The sequence below is a fragment of the Streptomyces sp. NPDC020875 genome, from assembly GCF_040641415.1.
Taxonomy (GTDB): domain Bacteria; phylum Actinomycetota; class Actinomycetes; order Streptomycetales; family Streptomycetaceae; genus Streptomyces.
Genome location: NZ_JBFADP010000035.1, coordinates 24,620 through 40,436, shown reverse-complemented (window position 1 = coordinate 40,436; position 15,817 = coordinate 24,620). Strand labels below are relative to the sequence as shown.

The following is a 15,817-nucleotide window of genomic DNA, read 5'->3' as shown; positions in this document are numbered from 1 at the left end:
GAGGTCGCCTCCTAGTAGGCGGGGTGCCGTTCTTCGGGGTGGACCGGGTCGTCGGTGTCACCGTCGGTCAGCAGCCGGGTGAGCATCCGGCGCAGCGGCTCGTAGAGGGCCCGGGCGATGAACTGCTCCTCCGGGGGTTTCGTACCGCTGTCGAAGTAGGGGTCGAGTACGTCCAGGACGCTGTGCAGCAGGCTGGACTCGGGGGTGTCGGGGTGCGGGGGTGTCGCGGCGCGGTTGGGGGCGAAGGCGGCGTCCACGAAGACCACCTGGGCCGGTACGCCGCCGCGTAGCAGCCGCCCGATGACCTGCCACATCAGGACCAGCAGATCCCAGGTGACGCGTTCCCGTTCGTCACCGAGGCGGCTCCACGCCATCGACCGTTCGAGTACCTGGTACCAGCGGGAGCGGGCCCGGCCGCGGACCTCGGCGGCGCCTTCCTCGATCGTGTCGGCCCCGCGTACCCAGGTGTCGAAATCGCCGCCGGTGACGGCGCGGACGATCCAGTCGTTGACCGCGTGGACGGCGAGCGAGAGATCGTCCGGATGCGGGTTGGGCCGGACCAGGAAGTAGACGGTGCCGATGGCGGCCACGGCCTCCTCGTTGAGGATGTTGTGGCCGCGTTCGACGGCGAGCAGGGGTGCCACGAGGATGTCGGCGTCGAGATCCCGCAGTTGCTCGACGTCGCTGCGGCGCAGGGTGCGGGCGCGGTGGACGGAGGGTTCGTCGTCGCCCGGGGCGATCTCCTCGTCGTCCGAGACGAGACAGAGCACCTTGTTCTGCCAGCGGGTGTTGAGGTTGTGCAGGGTGTCGGCGACAACCCGGGCCTCGGCGTAGCTGCCGACCAGCAGCAGGATCTGGTCCCGCCCCGTCGGCAGCGACCGCAGTTCGCGCTCCAGCGGCCCGCCTTCCTGGCTGTCGTAGCCGCCTTCCCCCAGATATTCCGCGATCCGGCGCAGCTTCCCGGGGCGGGCCTCGGGATCGGTGCCGGACAGCCGCACCTTCTCGTCGCCGTCGGCGTCGTCCACGAACTCGAAGCGCATGGTGCTCTCGGCGGCGATCCGCTCCGTGGTGGCGGCCGGCGGTTGGATGATGACCCCGACCGGTACGCAGACGTGGTAGCGGCTGGACGCGCCGGCCCAGCTGCTGCCGGACATCAGCAGCAGATGTGTACCGGGCCTGCCGTCCACGGAGGCGAGGTGCGGCATGGCGCGCAGCAGCTCACGTCCGACACCGCTGCAGCGGAAGAAGCTGAGTTCCCCGCTGCGGATCCCGCCTTCGTCCTTACCGGAGACCCGGAACTGGAATCCCAGCACATTGCCCATCGGTGCCTCGGGCACCATCGGGCCGTAGTCGATCGGCCGCCGGTACATCTGGTTGTAGCCGAGGGCCAGGGCGGCCTCGGCCCGCGGCCACATGGCGTTGATCATGGCGAGCGGTGGCTCCAGGGCGCTCAGCAGCAGGGTGAACTCGAAGCGGGTGGCGAGTTCTTTACGCCATTGCTCCGGCGACTTCGGCGGCCGGGGTGTCCGGGCGGCGGGCCTGCCGCGCTTCCGCCGTTCGTCCTGTGTGCGCTGCCAGGTCGCGAGTTCTTCCTCGTAGGCCCGTTGGCGGGCCTCCATGAAGGCCGGGTCGAGCCGGAAGATGTCGTCCATGGCCTCGATCACCCGGCGTCGGGTGTTCTCGGGAGTGCCCGTGTGCAGCAGTTCGTTGAGGAGTACGGTCAGCCGGCTGAAGTCCTGCTCCGTGCGGCGGCGCCGGTCGCCGAAGGGGTTGTCCCGGAACGCGTCGAAGAGTTTGCCCAGCGCCTCCCTCGGAGCCTGGTTCGGGTGTCCCGGGGCGCTGTCCTCGTCCTCGTTCTCGGCCTCGTTTTCGGCCTCGGGCAGCGGATAGCGCTCGTCCAGCAGCCCGAGCTGAAGGGTCCAGGCGCTGAAGTAGCCCGTCCTGACCCAGCAGCGGAGGTCGTAGTCGCCGACGAGCATGGCGTACAACCGGTCCGTCGCGGTGTTGGCCGTGTTGAGCGCGGCGGAGAAGGTCTCCACGTCCCGTTCGGAGAGTTGGGTGCGTCCGCTCACCGCCAGCTCCCGGATCTTGTGCCGGGTCAGCTGGTCGATCAGGCCCTTGTCCTCGTCGCTGGCGAGTACGGCCGCCGGGGCGAAGGTCTGGTCCAGATGCATCTGGACCCGGTCGGCCTCGTCGACGATCACCAGATCGCTGCGTCGGCAGGCGAGTTCGAGATAGCGGATCCGCTCGGGGTTCTGGGGGCCGGGCGGCTCGGAGTCGATCAGGGCGGGCAGGGTGGCGACCCAGATCTCCGCGTCGACCAGTGCGCGGGCTCCGTGGTGCCGAGGGCAGACCGACCAGTACGGGCAGGCCATCCGGGTTCGCTGCCACGGCGAGGACTTCCCGGACCGGGTTCGGCGGCCCGGGTCCGACGGCTGCGACAGCCGTCCGCAGGGGGCCTCGTTGTAGGCGATCGGCTCGACGGACGGCACGGTGGCCTGCCGGTGGGCGTTGAGCGCGCACGACGTACCGAGGTAGGCGAAGGCGGACTCGTCGTGGGCGAGCAGCCGGTGCTCACCGCGGCCCGCCAGCCGCCGGTGCAGCCGCTGGGCGTGCCGCTCCCGGCCCGCGGAGCCGATGACGGGGGCCGCCTTCCCGTCGGTGTAGAGGTTGTAAAGTTCGACCAGTTTCAGGACTTCCGCGACATCGGCGACCACGACGGTGGTACGTCGGCCGAGCTTCGCGAGATGGACGGCGATGATGTCGCGCAGGGTGCTCTTGCCCGCGCCCACGATGCCCAGCAGATGCTGGATCCCGTCGACCGTGAACGCGAAGTCGTGCTCCTTGCGGAAAGTGCCGCCCTCCTCGGCCCTGGCGGACAGTTCGAAGTCCTGGAGCCGCTGCTGCCAGTTGGGCGGGTTCTTCCGCCCGGTCCGGCGGTACACGGCGTCCATCTCGGCCGCGGTCCGCTCCAGCGCCTTTCGGGTGAACCGCAGCGGTTCGCCGTCGCCCGCCGGTCCCAGATCGATGTCGTGGGCGACGACGGGAGTACGTGGCACGGCCGGCAGATCGACCACCGCCAGGGAGCGGCTGACCGGGAAGGCGTGCGGCCCCGGGCCCGCGACCGCCATCCGCTTCCCGGCCAGGGGCGGGGCCGTCCTCAGCAGTTCCTCGTACGCCGGGACGCGGTCCCCGGCCACCGACACCTCCCGGCGGTCAGCGGGCCGCTCGGCGTCGGGGACGTCGTACAGCCGGATCGCCCGGTCGAACCGCTGATAGCTGTCGAGGGCCTCGCGCCAGGCCCGGCCGCGGCGCAGGGTCCACAGCGAGTAGCGGGCGACGCGAAGGGTGTGGCCCGCGTCCGGGGGCAGTTCGACTCCGTACGCCGCCGCGAACCCGTAGCCGCTGAACAGCACCCAGGCGCTGCCCGCGGGGGTGCCGGGCATCAGTTTCCGCTGCAGCAGCAGGCCCAGTTCCACCTGGCAGAACGTCTCCAGGTCGGGTCTGCTCACGGCGGGCCCCAGATAGTTCCGGAGCGCCGCGATCACCTCGGTCAGGGGTGGGGTGATGCTACGCATCGTCGGTGGTTCCTTCCTGGTTCGGACGGTCGGTCTGAATGCCGCCGCCGGTCGGCGAGCCGATCCGGCGGACGAGGTCGTCGGGTGCGGTGAGTACCAGCCGCTCCCTGAGGGGGCCGGGCAGCGCGGCGGTGAAGGCCGCGCGGTAGCCGTCCCGGGCGGCGAGGCGCGGGGGCACCACGACGAAGGTGCGATCCGCGAGGGGTGGGCTCTCGGCGAGCCGGGCCGCGAGCAGGCCCGGCTGCGTCCGGTCGTACATACGCAGGTCGACGGTGCCGGTACCGGCCGCCGGGAGGTGGTAGCCGCCCGAGGAGCCGGGCAACGCTCCGTACTCGATACCGGCCCCGGCGAGGGCCTTCAGCGCCGCCGTCTCCACCCGGTACGGCAGGACGAGGAACGCCCGCAGCGACCGCCGCAGGACGAGGGTTTCCTCGGGTTCACGGATCAGTTCGAAGTCCGCGTCGCGCGGGCAGCTCTCCCCTTCGCACCAGATCTCGTCGTCGGCCGTCCGCTGCCCGGGGAGGGGTGTCCGGCCGCCGCGGCCCGGCAGGGCGGGCAGTCCGCAGACCGGACAGCGCACCGCCAGCCCGTCGACGACGAGGGATGTGGGCAGCGGCTGGTAGAGCCCTCTGACCCGGGTCCACACGGAGGTGCTCCAGCCCGGTCCGAAGCGGTCCCGTTGCTGTACCACGGGGTGGCGGGCGAGAAAGCTACGGCACCGGCGGAACCGTTCGTCGTATCCGCACCGGTCCGCCAGGTCACCCAGCAGGGTGTGCGCCTCCCGTTCCACTCCACCCGGCTCGCCGTGGGAAGCGGCTTCGAGGCAGGTCCGGGTCGGGAACAGGCCGACGGGGTGGACCAGTGTCGAACCCGGGGTGACCAGCGACGCGGGCACTCCGAAGAGCCGGTCGTCCGAGGTCCGGACCCGGCACCACCGCAACAGTTCCGGCAGGCTCCTCGGCGGGGCTTCCCCGATGTCGAGGCAGTGGGTCACCGCGCGATCCAGGGCGTGCTGGGCGGCGTTCGGGTACGGGAGGGTGAACGAACGGACGCCCCGGATCTCCGCCATCGCCGCCACTACCCGGGCCAGTGCCAGAAACAGCCGGGTGCCCGCCGTACTCGCCTCGTCACCGCCCGGCCCGGGACCCGGCCGTCCGGCCGTACGGGCCCTCACGCGAGCGCCTTCGCGGAGGACGTCGCCGAGCACCACCGGGCGGTCGCGCACCGGTCGCAGGCGGGGCCGGGCTGGGGCCGGTAGGCATCGTCGCCGTACCAGCCGGTCACCAGATCCCGCACGGTCTCCTCGGCCGCGCTCCGGTTGGCGGCGACGAACGGGTCGACGATCTCCAGATCGGCGCCGCCCGGCCGCAGTACCTCCAGCTCGACCCGGGCCCGGGCCCGCGAACCCCCGAGATCCCCCCGTGCGACCAGCAGCACCCCCAGGGCGAGCTGGGGATACAGCTCCACCAGCGGACGACTCGAACGCCGCTCCCTCACAGAGGTCTTGGTCTCGCGCCAAACCCAGGAGTCGCCGTCCCGGTAGAGCAGATCGGGGGCCGCCAGCACGATGACGTCCGCGGCGGTGTCATGCCGTACCACCCGCGGCTCGGTCCGTACGTCAGCCCCGTCCCGCACATATCGCAGCGGACAGACCGCGGCATGCCGACGCAGCAGCCACACCCCGAGAACGCGCTCTTCGTCGGGCAGATCGAATTCTTCGGGCACCCATTGTTCGGGTACGTCCGCGGAGCACGGCCCGGGTGTTCCTGCACCGTGCCGACCGGCGAGATAGGCGTGGAGCGCCCGGCCCCGCTCGGCCGTGGCCTCCCGTTCGACGGAGTCCGCCGCGGGCAGCCGCAGTCGCCGCATGTGGTCACGGGCCGGGCAGGCACGGTAGTTCCGGCCGTTCGTCACCGACCAGGTACGCCGCGGCCGCCCCTGCGGGGTCTCGACCCCCAGCAGTCCGGGCGCCGCGCGCAACGCCGGGCATACCCTCACGAAGGGGCACTGGGCGCACGAGGCACCGGGGCGGTACTCCCGGCCGTGCAGGATGTCGGCCAGCGCGCCGGGGCCATGGGTCCGGTAGAGGGCGAGCGCCTGGGCCCGGCTGCCGCTGAACAGTTCCCGGGTACGCCCGTCGAGGAGGGCGAACTCCACGATCCGTACGTACTCCGGCAGCGGCCCGGGACCGCCTTCGGCGAGAACCAGCGCGGCGGCGGCGACAAACGCCTCGGGCGGCGGGCTCTGGCCGATCCGGTGTACGGGCAGCCGGAGTTCCCGGTGCGTGCCGTCGGCCGAGGCCAGACAGCGCCCCCAAACGGCGAACCGGTACTCCTCCGCGCGCCGGGCGTCCGGCCCCGTCAGCCGGTAGCGGTAGACCCATCGTTCGGCGACCTCGGCCAGCGGCCGCTCCGGATCGGCCGGGAAGGCCGCCTCGTATCCGGCGATCCCGTGCGCGGTCCAGGCCCGGAGCGCGTCATGGGAGGGGGCGGTACGCGACCCCTCCCCCGGGCCCCGGGAGCCGTCGCGGCGGGCCCGGTCGTCGCACGCGGCCATGAAGGGACCGAGGGTGAAGTGCTCCAGCCTCTCACGGCGGCGCGGCGCGGGTTCGACGGGCAGATAGCCACGCGCCTTGAGAGCGTCGGCGGCCGGACAGCGGAACTCGCCCCGCTTGAACATGCCGACGGTTACGGTGATGACTTCGGACATTCGGCGCACTCCGTCGGGAGGCAGCCAGGGTTGCGACATCGCTAGCTCCTTTGTTCGGGAAGGGGAAAGCGGCTCGGGTCGAGCCGGGAAACGGAGGTGGTCATGGGCGGGGACATCGGGGATATCGAAGAGACCTACGAGGTGCTGGGTCGGCTCAGCGAGGACGGGGGAAACGGCGATCTTTACGTCGGGCGCGATCGCGCAACCGGCGAAAAGGTGGCAGTGAAGACACAGATGCCTTGGCGCATCGACACATGGGCCGAACACGAGGAGTACGGGGAGAAACTGATTGAAGAAGGCCGTCTCATGCTGTCCTTGAGCGGATTCGGCGGCATCCCGGAACTCATCGCGACCGGCACGTATCAGGAGGACGCTTGCCTGGTCATGGAACTCATCGAGGGCCGTCAGCTTCGCGATGTCCTGACGGAGAGAAGGCCGGTCAAGGATCCCGGCACCATCGCCTCGATCATCGGTCAACTCTGCGAGACGCTCCAGGAAGTGCACAGGGCGAAGTTGGTCCACTGTGATCTGAAACCCGAGAACGTGCTCGTCCAACCCGACGGCCGCTTGCGACTGATCGACGTGGGGCTTGCCGCCCGGATCGGAAATGCGACACCGGAAGGAATCGGAACTACCGGATACGCCTCCCCGGAACAATTGGAGATGAACAGCCAGGGTCTCGACGGGCGGTCCGACATCTACGGTCTCGGCTGCATGCTGCTGGAGATGACAGTGTTACGCCTGCCCTACGGCGGGCTGGAACGACGCGTACGCCGCGGATATCCGGTATTACCACCCGCGCACCTCGATTCCATTCCTCCGGAATTCCGCGACCTCGCGCTGCGAATGGTTCAGTGGGAACCCGAAGACCGTCCGGCAGATGTCCGCGAGGTGTTCGAGCAGATCCGGGCGTATCTCCCCGGACCGAACTCGGAACGGCCGCGGAAGCCGCTGCGCCCGGATCCGACGGAGTACTACCGCACCCGCGCACCTCGGCTCTGACACCGGATCCGGCGAGGGGTGATGTCAGCGAAGGGCCTCCAGGGCCTCGCGGATCTCCTCGGTGTCCATGCCTTCCATCTGCTGCCGGAGCACCAAGACCCGTTCCAGTTCCTTCACGGCCTCGTCCCTGCTCCCGGCGGTCAACAAAACCTCAGCGAAGAGTCGTCGCGCCTTGTCCTCGGCCGGCCAGGACTCCTGTTCGCGGTAGATGTCGCAGGCTCGCCGATAGAGCTTGATGCCCTCGTCCCGTTCGGAGCGGGCGAGGTGCACTTTCGCGAGGGTGTGCAGCACATCGGCGAGTCCACCGCGCTCCGGGGTTCGTTCGACCACCCGCAGGGCGTCCCCGCACCAGCCGAGCGCCTCGTCGTAGTCGCCCCGGTCGTTGTGGATCGCCCCGATACCGTTCAGCGTCGCCGCCTCCCCCACCAAGTCACCCGTCTCCCGGTACAAGATCAGGGCATGGTGGAATTGGTCCTCGGCAGGAGCCTCCTCGCCCTGCTTTCGCAGGGTGACACCGAGCGCGTAGCGCGACCGCGCCAGGCTGAGTCGTCCGCCGGGGCTGTCGTCCTGCCTGCTGAGGAACACCGCCCGCCGCAGATGACCGGCGGCTTGATTGAATTCCCTACGATGCCAATGCGTTCCAGCCAGCATCCGGTGGACCATGGCGCACTCGACCGGCGAGCCGACCGCCTCCGCCGCGTCTGCGGCCCGAAGGAGATCCCGCAGCGCGTCGTCGAGGCGATGACGTCGCCATTGATAGGTGACCAGGGACATCGGCAGGAGCCAGGTGTACCGTGCGTGCCCTTGGTCAACGGCGAGATCGATACAGCGTCGAGACGTCTCGTACTCCTGATCCAACCATGTCATCGCCTGTCGCAGATCCTCGGGGGCGATCAGCGTGACTCCCCGCGGTTCCCCCACAGACAGGATCCGCTGGCCGTCGAGCACCCGGTCACATGCTCGGACATTGTGCAACTGGCATTCCAGGATCTGCCGTTCGGTGACCTCCTTGAGCGCCTCCTTTTCCCTGGGAGATATCAAATCCATATGATGACGGGCGAAGACACGCACCAAGTCGTGCAACCGGTATCCGTCACCTTGCTTGTCCAACAGACTGGCCGCAACGAGTTCTCCGAGAGCCCGGTCCGGGGAGGCACCCTCCTTCACCGAACCCACATCCGTGACCGTCTCCCAGGAAATATTCGGGCCGGGGTGAATGGCGAGCTGCCACAACAGCAGCCTGGCCGACTCGGTGAGTGCCCGGACGGAGCTTTTCAAGGCTACGCGGACCGACATTTCATGCTCCGGGAGATCCAGAGCGCCGAGCCAGGACTCCTCTGCCTGCATTTCCCGCACCAGCCCGCGGATGGCTTGCACAGGACGGTACTTCAGATACTGGGCCACTACGGTGAGTGCCAGCGGCAGCCTGCCGCAGAGACGTACGACCTCTTTGAACTCCGAGTCGAAATTCCTCCGGTCCGCTTCGGGTACCTTCACCTGAAGCAGCTCCAAGGCATCTTCTTTGCACAACAGCTCCACCTTTCGAGAGTGCACCTCCGTCCTGGAGCACAGGCCGCCCAGATCATTGCGACTGGTGATGATCACGGCACAGGTGTCGGCGCCCGGAAGCAGCGGCCTCACTTGCTCGGCGCTCAACGCGTCGTCGAGGACGACGAGCATGGAACGACGTGCCAGGGCAGAGCGCAGCGCCTTGCTCTTGCCCGGCAACCCGGTCACCGTGGAGTAGGGCGGCAGAGCCGCGAGGAAGTTGTCGAGGACGAGCTCCGGCGCCGTAGGCCCGGCTTCTCCGTCGGCGAAGCCGTTCAGTTCGTCATAGAGGACCCCGTCACGGAACCGGTCCTGCAAACGCCACGCGAGATCGACGGCCACGGTGGACTTGCCCACACCCGCCATACCGCTCAGCACGACCAGCGCCGCCCTGCCTGCGTCCTGCTCCTGGCACACGTAGTCCACCAGCTCGTCGACCAGCTCGCTCTGTCCGACGATGTAGCGCTTGCGGGCGGGTAATTGAGCCGGGATCGGGAGAAAGGCCGTACCCCCCGATCGGGGTCGGTCTCCTCGCAGCCGGTCGATGACGTGCTGGAGATCCGAGTCGAGCTGTCCGCCGCGTTCCGTGAAGCGCCTGATGAGCTGCTCACGCTCCTCATCGGGCGTGTACTCGCCGTGCGCCAGCAGGTAGTACCGGAAGATCACATTATGTGTGGGCAGTCGGTCGAACCACAGCTTGGACTCGGCACGGAAGAGCTGCTCGTACTCGGGCGACTGCGCGGCAGCCAGCAGTTCGCACCCGGCGGAGATCCGCTCGGCCCACAGTCGTTCCCGGATCTCCCGGAAGCCGACGCCGAGCCCCTGTAACGGATCATCGCTGGCCCACTCGGCCAAAGCGGTGCGGAGCGCCTCGACCCGCTCCGGCAGCGGCACCGCGGCGGCCCGTTCGCATCCCGCCCGGAAGCGCAGATAGTCGACGCTCGCCTCCGGCAGCCGAAGCCTGACGAACCCCGACTTGCCGCTGAACGGGAACAGTTGTCGGCCGAGGAGTTTACGCAGAACCGAGATGACGCGATCTACCTGGCCCGTCGTGACCTCGGCGCCCTCCCAGAGAACCTCGGCGATCTCCTTCCTGTCGCACTGGAGCCCCGGCGATGTGACCAGCAGCGCGAAGAGCGCCCCCGCTTTGGTAGCGGCGCCGGCCACCTGTCCGTCCTCCGCCTCGACCCGCACCGGACCCAGCACCCGCCCGTCCATCGCTCTCCTTCGGCACGCACCGCGGCAGGGCCGTCCCCGGCCGCACCTCTTGATGTGTACGCAGCCGTCGCCGGATTCACACGCATCCGCTCCTTCACGCCCCCGGGCCTCAGTTTTGCCTCAGTTTTCGGTCCGCGGCCGCTCCGGCAACCGGGGCACGATGGCATCAGCCGCTCGCCGAACAGGCGAATGCGGATCAATTTCCCCATCAGAAAGGAACCTCCTAGAACATGGCAAACCGCCAGCGCAATCGCCGGCTGAACCGCCTGCGGCGGTCCCCCGGCTACCCCTCGGGCCGTCGCCGCCGGACGGCGGTCGCCCCCGAAGGGACGGCCCCGGCCGTGCCGCGGTCCGACGCCCCCGACGCCCCCGACGCGCCGTCCACCGACAGCGCCTGAGTCCAATCTGCCGGAGGGTGCCCGCCTCGGGGCGGGCACCCTCCCCCACTCGGTAACCGACCCCGCCGCGCCCCCAACGCGCTCAAGGCGGGGCCTATCGCACCGATATCGGCGAGTACAGGGGTGTCCTCACGAGTTCAAAAGTGAGGCGCCTGGGGCTGATTCCCGATTTGCCGGAATCTCCATGTCGGGACGCCGCTTCACCACCGCTACCCATGCACTGCTCATCGCCCGGAGCATCCTCGGGCTGAAGACAGGATATTTCATGATTCAATCCCCACCTGCCAGCGTATTCGCCTCGGTACGGCAGCACTTCGCCGACCCACAGGTGAAGGACAACGCCCTGGTTCACCTCGCCCCGGGCACCCCGGAGACGGAACCGGTCCGGATGACCCCCACCGAGGTGTACGCGGCCCTCAACGGCCCGGACGCCGACCCGTGGACCTCGGGTCCGCTCTGGGACGCGGTACTCGACACCGCGCGAGCGGATCGCACCCTGGAGGGAACCGGGAGGCTGCTGCTGATCTGGCTGCTGCTGCCCCGGCTCACCGGCACGGCCCACCGGGTCTGCCTGCGGCTGCGCGCCGACCGGTCGGACGTGGAGGCCGAGATGACACTGGCCCTCCTCGAAGAGCTGGCGGCCACCGACAACCCTAACCACTCCTGCATCTCTCCGCTGATCAGGACGGCCCGCACCAGGGCATGGACCTTCGCCCGAGCTGGCTTGCGGGAGAAGCCGTCGACCTTGGTGGAGCGCATCACACAGGACCGGGCCGTGGTCCCGCCGAGCGAGCCGGCCGACACCGCACCGGATCCTCAGATCTTGGAGGTACAGGTCGACCGGCCGGACGGACCGGAGGGGTTGCGAGCCTCCCTGCGCTTCCGCGTCCGGCCCGAGCATCTGCGCGAGGGCGTTCTGACCGGTGGCGGGAGCGGCACCAACACGACGACGGCGACCGACGGCAGGGACGGCGCGACGAGCTGCCGCCCGCACCGTCGACGGCGATCCCGGCGACGCCGGGTCGGCACCCTGCCCATCCGTCCCTCGGCGAGGCGCCCGTGACCACCCCTCCCCGCCGAGGACTCGGCTTCACCGAACTGTTCGACCTGCCGGTCGCGGTTGATCTCCGGACGGCGGCTCGAGCGCTCGGCATCTGCACGACGACCGGATACCGGCTGATCCGCCGGGACGAGTTCCCCTGCACCGTTCTCCGTATCGGTGGCCGGTACCTCATCCCGACCATGCCGCTGATGCGCGTCCTGGGCATCGAGGATCTGCCCATGTACTCCGTGGAGGACCCGGAGGCGGACGAGTAGGCACCATCCCGTAGTCGATCGGACGGCCCCCGCCTTACCGGCGGGGGCCTGATCCGTGATTACCGGAGATCATTTTCCATCCCCGAGGCGACAAGAACGCGATCACCCGGATACCAAATCCATCCGACCGGCAGGCTATTCGGTCAGCCTTCACCCGACTTTGGTCATTCTTTGCCGATTCATAGCCCATGTAATTCATTCCCTTGACGCTGTCGGGAGAGGCGGCCGTCCGCCTCGTCGCCGTACCCGGGGGCCGGACCGGCCCGTGGGTGATCGGGAAAGCCAAGACAGAGGGAATGGGGTCTCGACATGATCCGCCTTTCCGGAACAGCTTCCCCCAGATGGCTCGCCGCCGTCGGAGCCGCCGCGCTCGTCGGGGTCGCGGTGCCCGCGCAGTCGGCCCACGCAACGGTGCTGACCTGCGGGCAGACCGTGACCACCAGTGTCGTACTCACCGCCGACCTGCTGAACTGTCCGGGCGACGGGATCGTCGTCGGGGCCGGTGCGATCACCATCGACCTCAATGGGCGTACCGTCGACGGGATCGGGCTGGGGACCGGGATCCGCAACAACGGATTCGCCGGGGTCACCGTCACGAACGGTGCCGCGACCGCCGCGCGGGTCGAGCAGTTCGATTACGGGGTCCGGCTCAACGCCGGGACCTCGGGCAATGTGGTGGAGAAACTCACCGTGCACAACAATGAGTTCTCCGGAATCGAACTCAACAGCGCCCACTTGAACAACACGGTTCGCAACAATCTCGTCGACCGGCAGAGCCACAGCGGTATCGCGATCACCGGTGGAACGGGCGGCAATCTGATCGCCGACAATACGCTCACCAACAACCAGGGCCTGGGCGCGGTCGTACGGAACTCGCCCGACAACCGGCTGGAGCGGAACCGGATCACCGGCAGCGGCGGCTCCGCGCTGGCGCTGGAGAACGCCGACCGCGGCACCCTGCTCGCCAATACGGCGGGCGACAGCGGCGATGCCGCGATCACCCTGCGGCTCGGCTCCGACAACAACCTGCTCCAGGGGAACTCGTCCGTCCGCAGCGCCGACGCCGGGCTGGTCGTCGCCGACTCCACCGGCAACCGGCTGCTCTCCAACAACCTGCACAACAGCGGTGACAGCGGGATCGTGCTCCAAGCCGCCCACGGGAACACCGTCACCGGGAACGACGTCAGCCGGAACACCGGCGGGATCGAACTCAGTTCGGCCAACAACAATCTGATCCATACCAATATCGCCAGCGACACCACGGGGGACGGGATCAGCCTGGGGCTCTCCCGCAACAACGACGTCCGGGAGAACCAGGCCAGCCGCAACGGTTCCAAGGGCATCCATGCCGTCGGCGACGCGCCGGCCGGGACCGGGAACCAGCTGATCCGTAACACCACCACCGCCAACCAGGGCGACGGCGTCTACGTCTCCAAGTCCGTCCACACCCTTCAGGGCAACATCGCCCGCGACAACAAGGGCTGGGGCGTCTACGCCGAGCCGGGCAACACCGACGGCGGCGGCAACCGGGCCTCCGGCAACGGGCAGGCGGCGCAGTGTCAGGGAGTCGTCTGCATCCCCTGAACCGGGCGCCGCGCAGAGCGCGTCACGGAGCGGGCGGAGCGCCGGGCGGCGCTCCCCCGCGCCCCGGGCCCGCCGCCCTTTACCTCGGTGGGCCCGGCGGCCGGGCCGGTCCGCCCGGATGGGTCGGTCCACCGGCCCGCCGCCGCCCGTGGAGCTGGAGATAGAGCAGGGCCACCGACTCCTCGGCGCCGTAGTCGAACCGCTTCGCGACCTTCCCGATCGGATTCCAGCTCCGCCCGTCGGGCATCCGGACGGCCACCGGCTGACCGAACAGCTCCCGCTGCTCGGCGCCGAGGTCGACCCAGAACCCGCCGGCCCGCCGGACGATCACCTCCCCGGCATAGGCGCCGAGGCCGAACAGCGTCTCCACGGGCCGGGCCCGCCCGGCTCTTCCCCGTCTCAGGCCGTCCACCACTCGGTCGACGACGCGCAGGCTCTTCACCGAGTAGTCGAGAGGCAGCCGCGCCCGCGCGTTCACCCGGTCCACGAACTCCGCGACGTACTCCCGCATCTGAGGTGCCGTTGGTACCGGGTCGACGATGGGATGCATCCGTACTCACCTTCCTCACCATGACTCGGGCCGTGCCGGACGGCCCGCTGGGATAAGCGGACGGAGAGGCTCGAACATCACGCGGGGATAGCGTGACGGCCCTCCCGGAGGGGAAGCGTCCGAGAGGGCCGCGCCCGCACCGAGAGGGGAACCACGTGGGTGTACGGAACGAGGAGCGCGAGGCCGCGCTGGAGAGAGCGGTCCGCAGGGCCCAGCGGGGCGAGGAGACGGCGTTCGCCTGGGTGTACGCGACCGTCCAGCCGACGTTGCTCGCCTATCTCTCCCGGCTGGTGGGCCCGGACGCGGAGGACGTGGCATCGGACAGCTGGCTGGACATCGTGCGGGACCTGAGCCGGTTCCACGGCTCGGGCTCCGGCTTCACGGCATGGGCCAGGACGATCGCGCACCACCGCGCCGTCGACCATCTGCGCCGCCGCCGGAGCCGCCCCCGTACGGCCCTGCTGGACCACGATATCCACGACTTCCCCGGCCCCCGGGACACCGCCCTGGAGGCGCTGGAGACCCTCGCGACCGAGCGCGCCCTGTCCCTGATCGCCATCCTCCCGGACCGCCAGGCGCGGGCGGTCCTGCTCCGGACCGTCATCGGCCTCGACACGGCGACGACGGCCCGGCTGCTGCGGGCCCGGCGGTCGGACGTACGGTCCGCCACGCATCGGGGTCTGAAGGGTCTGGCCCGCTATCTGACCTTCACGGATCCAACCCCAGCACAGGTGGGAGGCGATCAGCCCTCCGGGACGAAGAACGGCTGTGGCACGGCTTGCGCGATCCCGAACGCACCGAAATCGGGGTCCAGCAGGGCCCGGCCCATGAACTCCGAGACCGGTATGTCGAAACGCGACCACTCCCCCGGGCCGAAGTCGGAGTTGCGGACGAGCGTGGGCCATGACTCGGGAGGATTGGATCCGGCCAGCCAGAACATCTCGTCCCCGGCGTCATTTCCGCCCCAGGGAATCAGACCTTCGCATCCCGGGCGATAGATCGGATACGGCGCGTACTCCGAGGTGTCCGCCTTCTCGGATCCCGGCTCGGGAACGGATCGGAGGTAGACCTGCCAATCGCTGAGGATGTCTCCGCTCTCCTCATCTCCGACCGAACTCAGGTAGTACACGCCACAGAACGTGCCGTATCCGAAGGCGTCGCACATACGCTTGTAGTCCTCGGGTAACGACGTCTTCAACGCCGCTTCCACCGGGCCCCACGGCAATGCCAGCCGCTGATCCTGACGCCCGGTCGCCGCCAGCAGTCTTTCGGTCCACATATGATCTCCCTTCGCGCCATGCGCAGTGTCGTCACCGGCAACGGAAACGGGCGCCTCGGCATGGCAAGTCCGAGGCACCCGCGATCCTTCGCACTACTACGTCAGAGAGTTAAAAATCTTCGTCTGCGGCACTCATGAATTCGGCCTCACCCACTCCCCACAACGATGTGTCCCCCAGGGGACACTCGTCGAATTCCGCCCGAAGCGTCCGGAAGAGGAACTCGGCCATCCCCATGTCATACCGAGACCATCCACCGGTACCGCGGTTCCAGACCACGACAGGCCAATCGTCCGGATGGCTCAATGACGCGTCCCAGCACAGGATATCGGCGGCGGCGTCGACTCCCCAGGCGATCAACCGGGGCTCGGGAGGGACCTCGAAGTTCCTCTCCGGTTCCTTGTCCCAGGTGAGTCGCGCGGTCCTGGTCTCGGCCGAGAAGCCGTCGCCGACCTGCTGCTCGTCCCAGGGTTCCGGCGCCAAGATCTCCAAGAAGTCCTCAATGGCGCCGGGTCCGTAGACCGCCATGAACTGCCGGAAGTCCGAGGGAAACGTCGACAGACCCCACGAACCGGAGATCACGCCCCAGTCGAGCGGCTCGGGTGTTTCCTCGGGCACGGGAAGCAGTGAGCGCAA

Annotated in this window: 12 protein-coding genes; 6 read left to right on the top strand and 6 right to left on the bottom strand. The window is 69.1% G+C overall.

From position 1 onward, the window contains the following. Positions 1 to 11 precede the first annotated feature (11 nt). From AB0G74_RS20930 to AB0G74_RS20920, 3 genes are read right to left on the bottom strand one after another with little or no spacing between them, the layout of a single operon-like run. Positions 12 to 3,578, bottom strand: coding sequence for a hypothetical protein (locus tag AB0G74_RS20930; RefSeq protein ID WP_361148363.1), 3,567 nt, complete (start codon positions 3,576 to 3,578; stop codon positions 12 to 14). Further along, positions 3,571 to 4,752 (bottom strand): hypothetical protein, encoded by a 1,182-nt coding sequence (locus AB0G74_RS20925; protein ID WP_361148361.1) that lies wholly within the window; start codon positions 4,750 to 4,752, stop codon positions 3,571 to 3,573. The genes AB0G74_RS20930 and AB0G74_RS20925 overlap by 8 nt, the downstream gene beginning before the upstream one ends. After that, positions 4,749 to 6,287, bottom strand: coding sequence for a PD-(D/E)XK nuclease family protein (locus tag AB0G74_RS20920; RefSeq protein WP_361148359.1), 1,539 nt, complete (start codon positions 6,285 to 6,287; stop codon positions 4,749 to 4,751). The genes AB0G74_RS20925 and AB0G74_RS20920 overlap by 4 nt, the downstream gene beginning before the upstream one ends. Before the next feature lie 102 nt (positions 6,288 to 6,389). Here AB0G74_RS20920 and AB0G74_RS20915 point away from each other — a divergent pair, with 102 nt between their 5' ends. After that, positions 6,390 to 7,289 carry a serine/threonine-protein kinase gene (locus AB0G74_RS20915; RefSeq protein WP_361148357.1) on the top strand — a complete coding sequence of 300 codons (900 nt, stop codon included), beginning with the start codon at positions 6,390 to 6,392 and terminating at the stop codon, positions 7,287 to 7,289. Between the two features lie 24 nt (positions 7,290 to 7,313). On the opposite strand, the gene AB0G74_RS20910 is transcribed toward AB0G74_RS20915, so the two are convergent. Beyond that, positions 7,314 to 10,055, bottom strand: a complete 2,742-nt coding sequence (locus AB0G74_RS20910) for a tetratricopeptide repeat protein (protein WP_361148355.1) — start codon at positions 10,053 to 10,055, stop codon at positions 7,314 to 7,316. A 230-nt stretch (positions 10,056 to 10,285) separates the two neighbouring features. Here AB0G74_RS20910 and AB0G74_RS20905 point away from each other — a divergent pair, with 230 nt between their 5' ends. The 4 genes from AB0G74_RS20905 (at position 10,286) to AB0G74_RS20890 (ending at position 13,354) form a co-directional block, all read left to right on the top strand. After that, positions 10,286 to 10,453: a hypothetical protein gene (locus AB0G74_RS20905; protein WP_361148353.1), complete on the top strand. Its 168-nt coding sequence runs from the start codon at positions 10,286 to 10,288 to the stop codon at positions 10,451 to 10,453. Positions 10,454 to 10,718: 265 nt separating this feature from the next. After that, on the top strand, positions 10,719 to 11,516 hold the full coding sequence (locus AB0G74_RS20900) for a hypothetical protein (RefSeq protein WP_361148351.1): 798 nt from the start codon (positions 10,719 to 10,721) through the stop codon (positions 11,514 to 11,516). After that, the gene (locus tag AB0G74_RS20895; RefSeq protein ID WP_361148349.1) at positions 11,513 to 11,770 is read left to right on the top strand and encodes a helix-turn-helix domain-containing protein; all 258 of its coding nucleotides are present in this window, start codon (positions 11,513 to 11,515) and stop codon (positions 11,768 to 11,770) included. Before AB0G74_RS20900 ends, AB0G74_RS20895 begins: the two co-directional genes overlap by 4 nt. 309 nt (positions 11,771 to 12,079) lie before the next feature. Further along, positions 12,080 to 13,354, top strand: a complete 1,275-nt coding sequence (locus tag AB0G74_RS20890) for a right-handed parallel beta-helix repeat-containing protein (RefSeq protein WP_361148347.1) — start codon at positions 12,080 to 12,082, stop codon at positions 13,352 to 13,354. A gap of 79 nt (positions 13,355 to 13,433) precedes the next feature. On the opposite strand, the gene AB0G74_RS20885 is transcribed toward AB0G74_RS20890, so the two are convergent. Beyond that, entirely contained in the window at positions 13,434 to 13,904 is a 471-nt protein-coding gene (locus tag AB0G74_RS20885; protein WP_361148345.1) for a hypothetical protein, read from the bottom strand. 155 nt (positions 13,905 to 14,059) lie between these two features. On the opposite strand from AB0G74_RS20885, the gene AB0G74_RS20880 reads away from it, so the two are divergent. Continuing rightward, positions 14,060 to 14,902, top strand: a complete 843-nt coding sequence (locus AB0G74_RS20880; RefSeq protein WP_361148343.1) for an RNA polymerase sigma factor — start codon at positions 14,060 to 14,062, stop codon at positions 14,900 to 14,902. 390 nt (positions 14,903 to 15,292) lie between these two features. Here AB0G74_RS20880 and AB0G74_RS20875 read toward each other — a convergent pair whose 3' ends face one another. Next, positions 15,293 to 15,799: a hypothetical protein gene (locus tag AB0G74_RS20875; protein WP_361148341.1), complete on the bottom strand. Its 507-nt coding sequence runs from the start codon at positions 15,797 to 15,799 to the stop codon at positions 15,293 to 15,295. Positions 15,800 to 15,817: the final 18 nt, after the last annotated feature.

Bases quoted from the DNA above. Each gene is read 5' to 3' on its own strand.
- AB0G74_RS20885 (WP_361148345.1), bottom strand. From the start codon at position 13,904: ATGCATCCCATCGTCGACCCGGTACCAACGGCACCTCAGATGCGGGAG.
- AB0G74_RS20915 (WP_361148357.1), top strand. From the start codon at position 6,390: ATGGGCGGGGACATCGGGGATATCGAAGAGACCTACGAGGTGCTGGGT.
- AB0G74_RS20905 (WP_361148353.1), top strand. From the start codon at position 10,286: ATGGCAAACCGCCAGCGCAATCGCCGGCTGAACCGCCTGCGGCGGTCC.
- AB0G74_RS20920 (WP_361148359.1), bottom strand. From the start codon at position 6,287: ATGTCCGAAGTCATCACCGTAACCGTCGGCATGTTCAAGCGGGGCGAG.
- AB0G74_RS20930 (WP_361148363.1), bottom strand. From the start codon at position 3,578: ATGCGTAGCATCACCCCACCCCTGACCGAGGTGATCGCGGCGCTCCGG.
- AB0G74_RS20910 (WP_361148355.1), bottom strand. From the start codon at position 10,055: ATGGACGGGCGGGTGCTGGGTCCGGTGCGGGTCGAGGCGGAGGACGGA.
- AB0G74_RS20890 (WP_361148347.1), top strand. From the start codon at position 12,080: ATGATCCGCCTTTCCGGAACAGCTTCCCCCAGATGGCTCGCCGCCGTC.
- AB0G74_RS20900 (WP_361148351.1), top strand. From the start codon at position 10,719: ATGATTCAATCCCCACCTGCCAGCGTATTCGCCTCGGTACGGCAGCAC.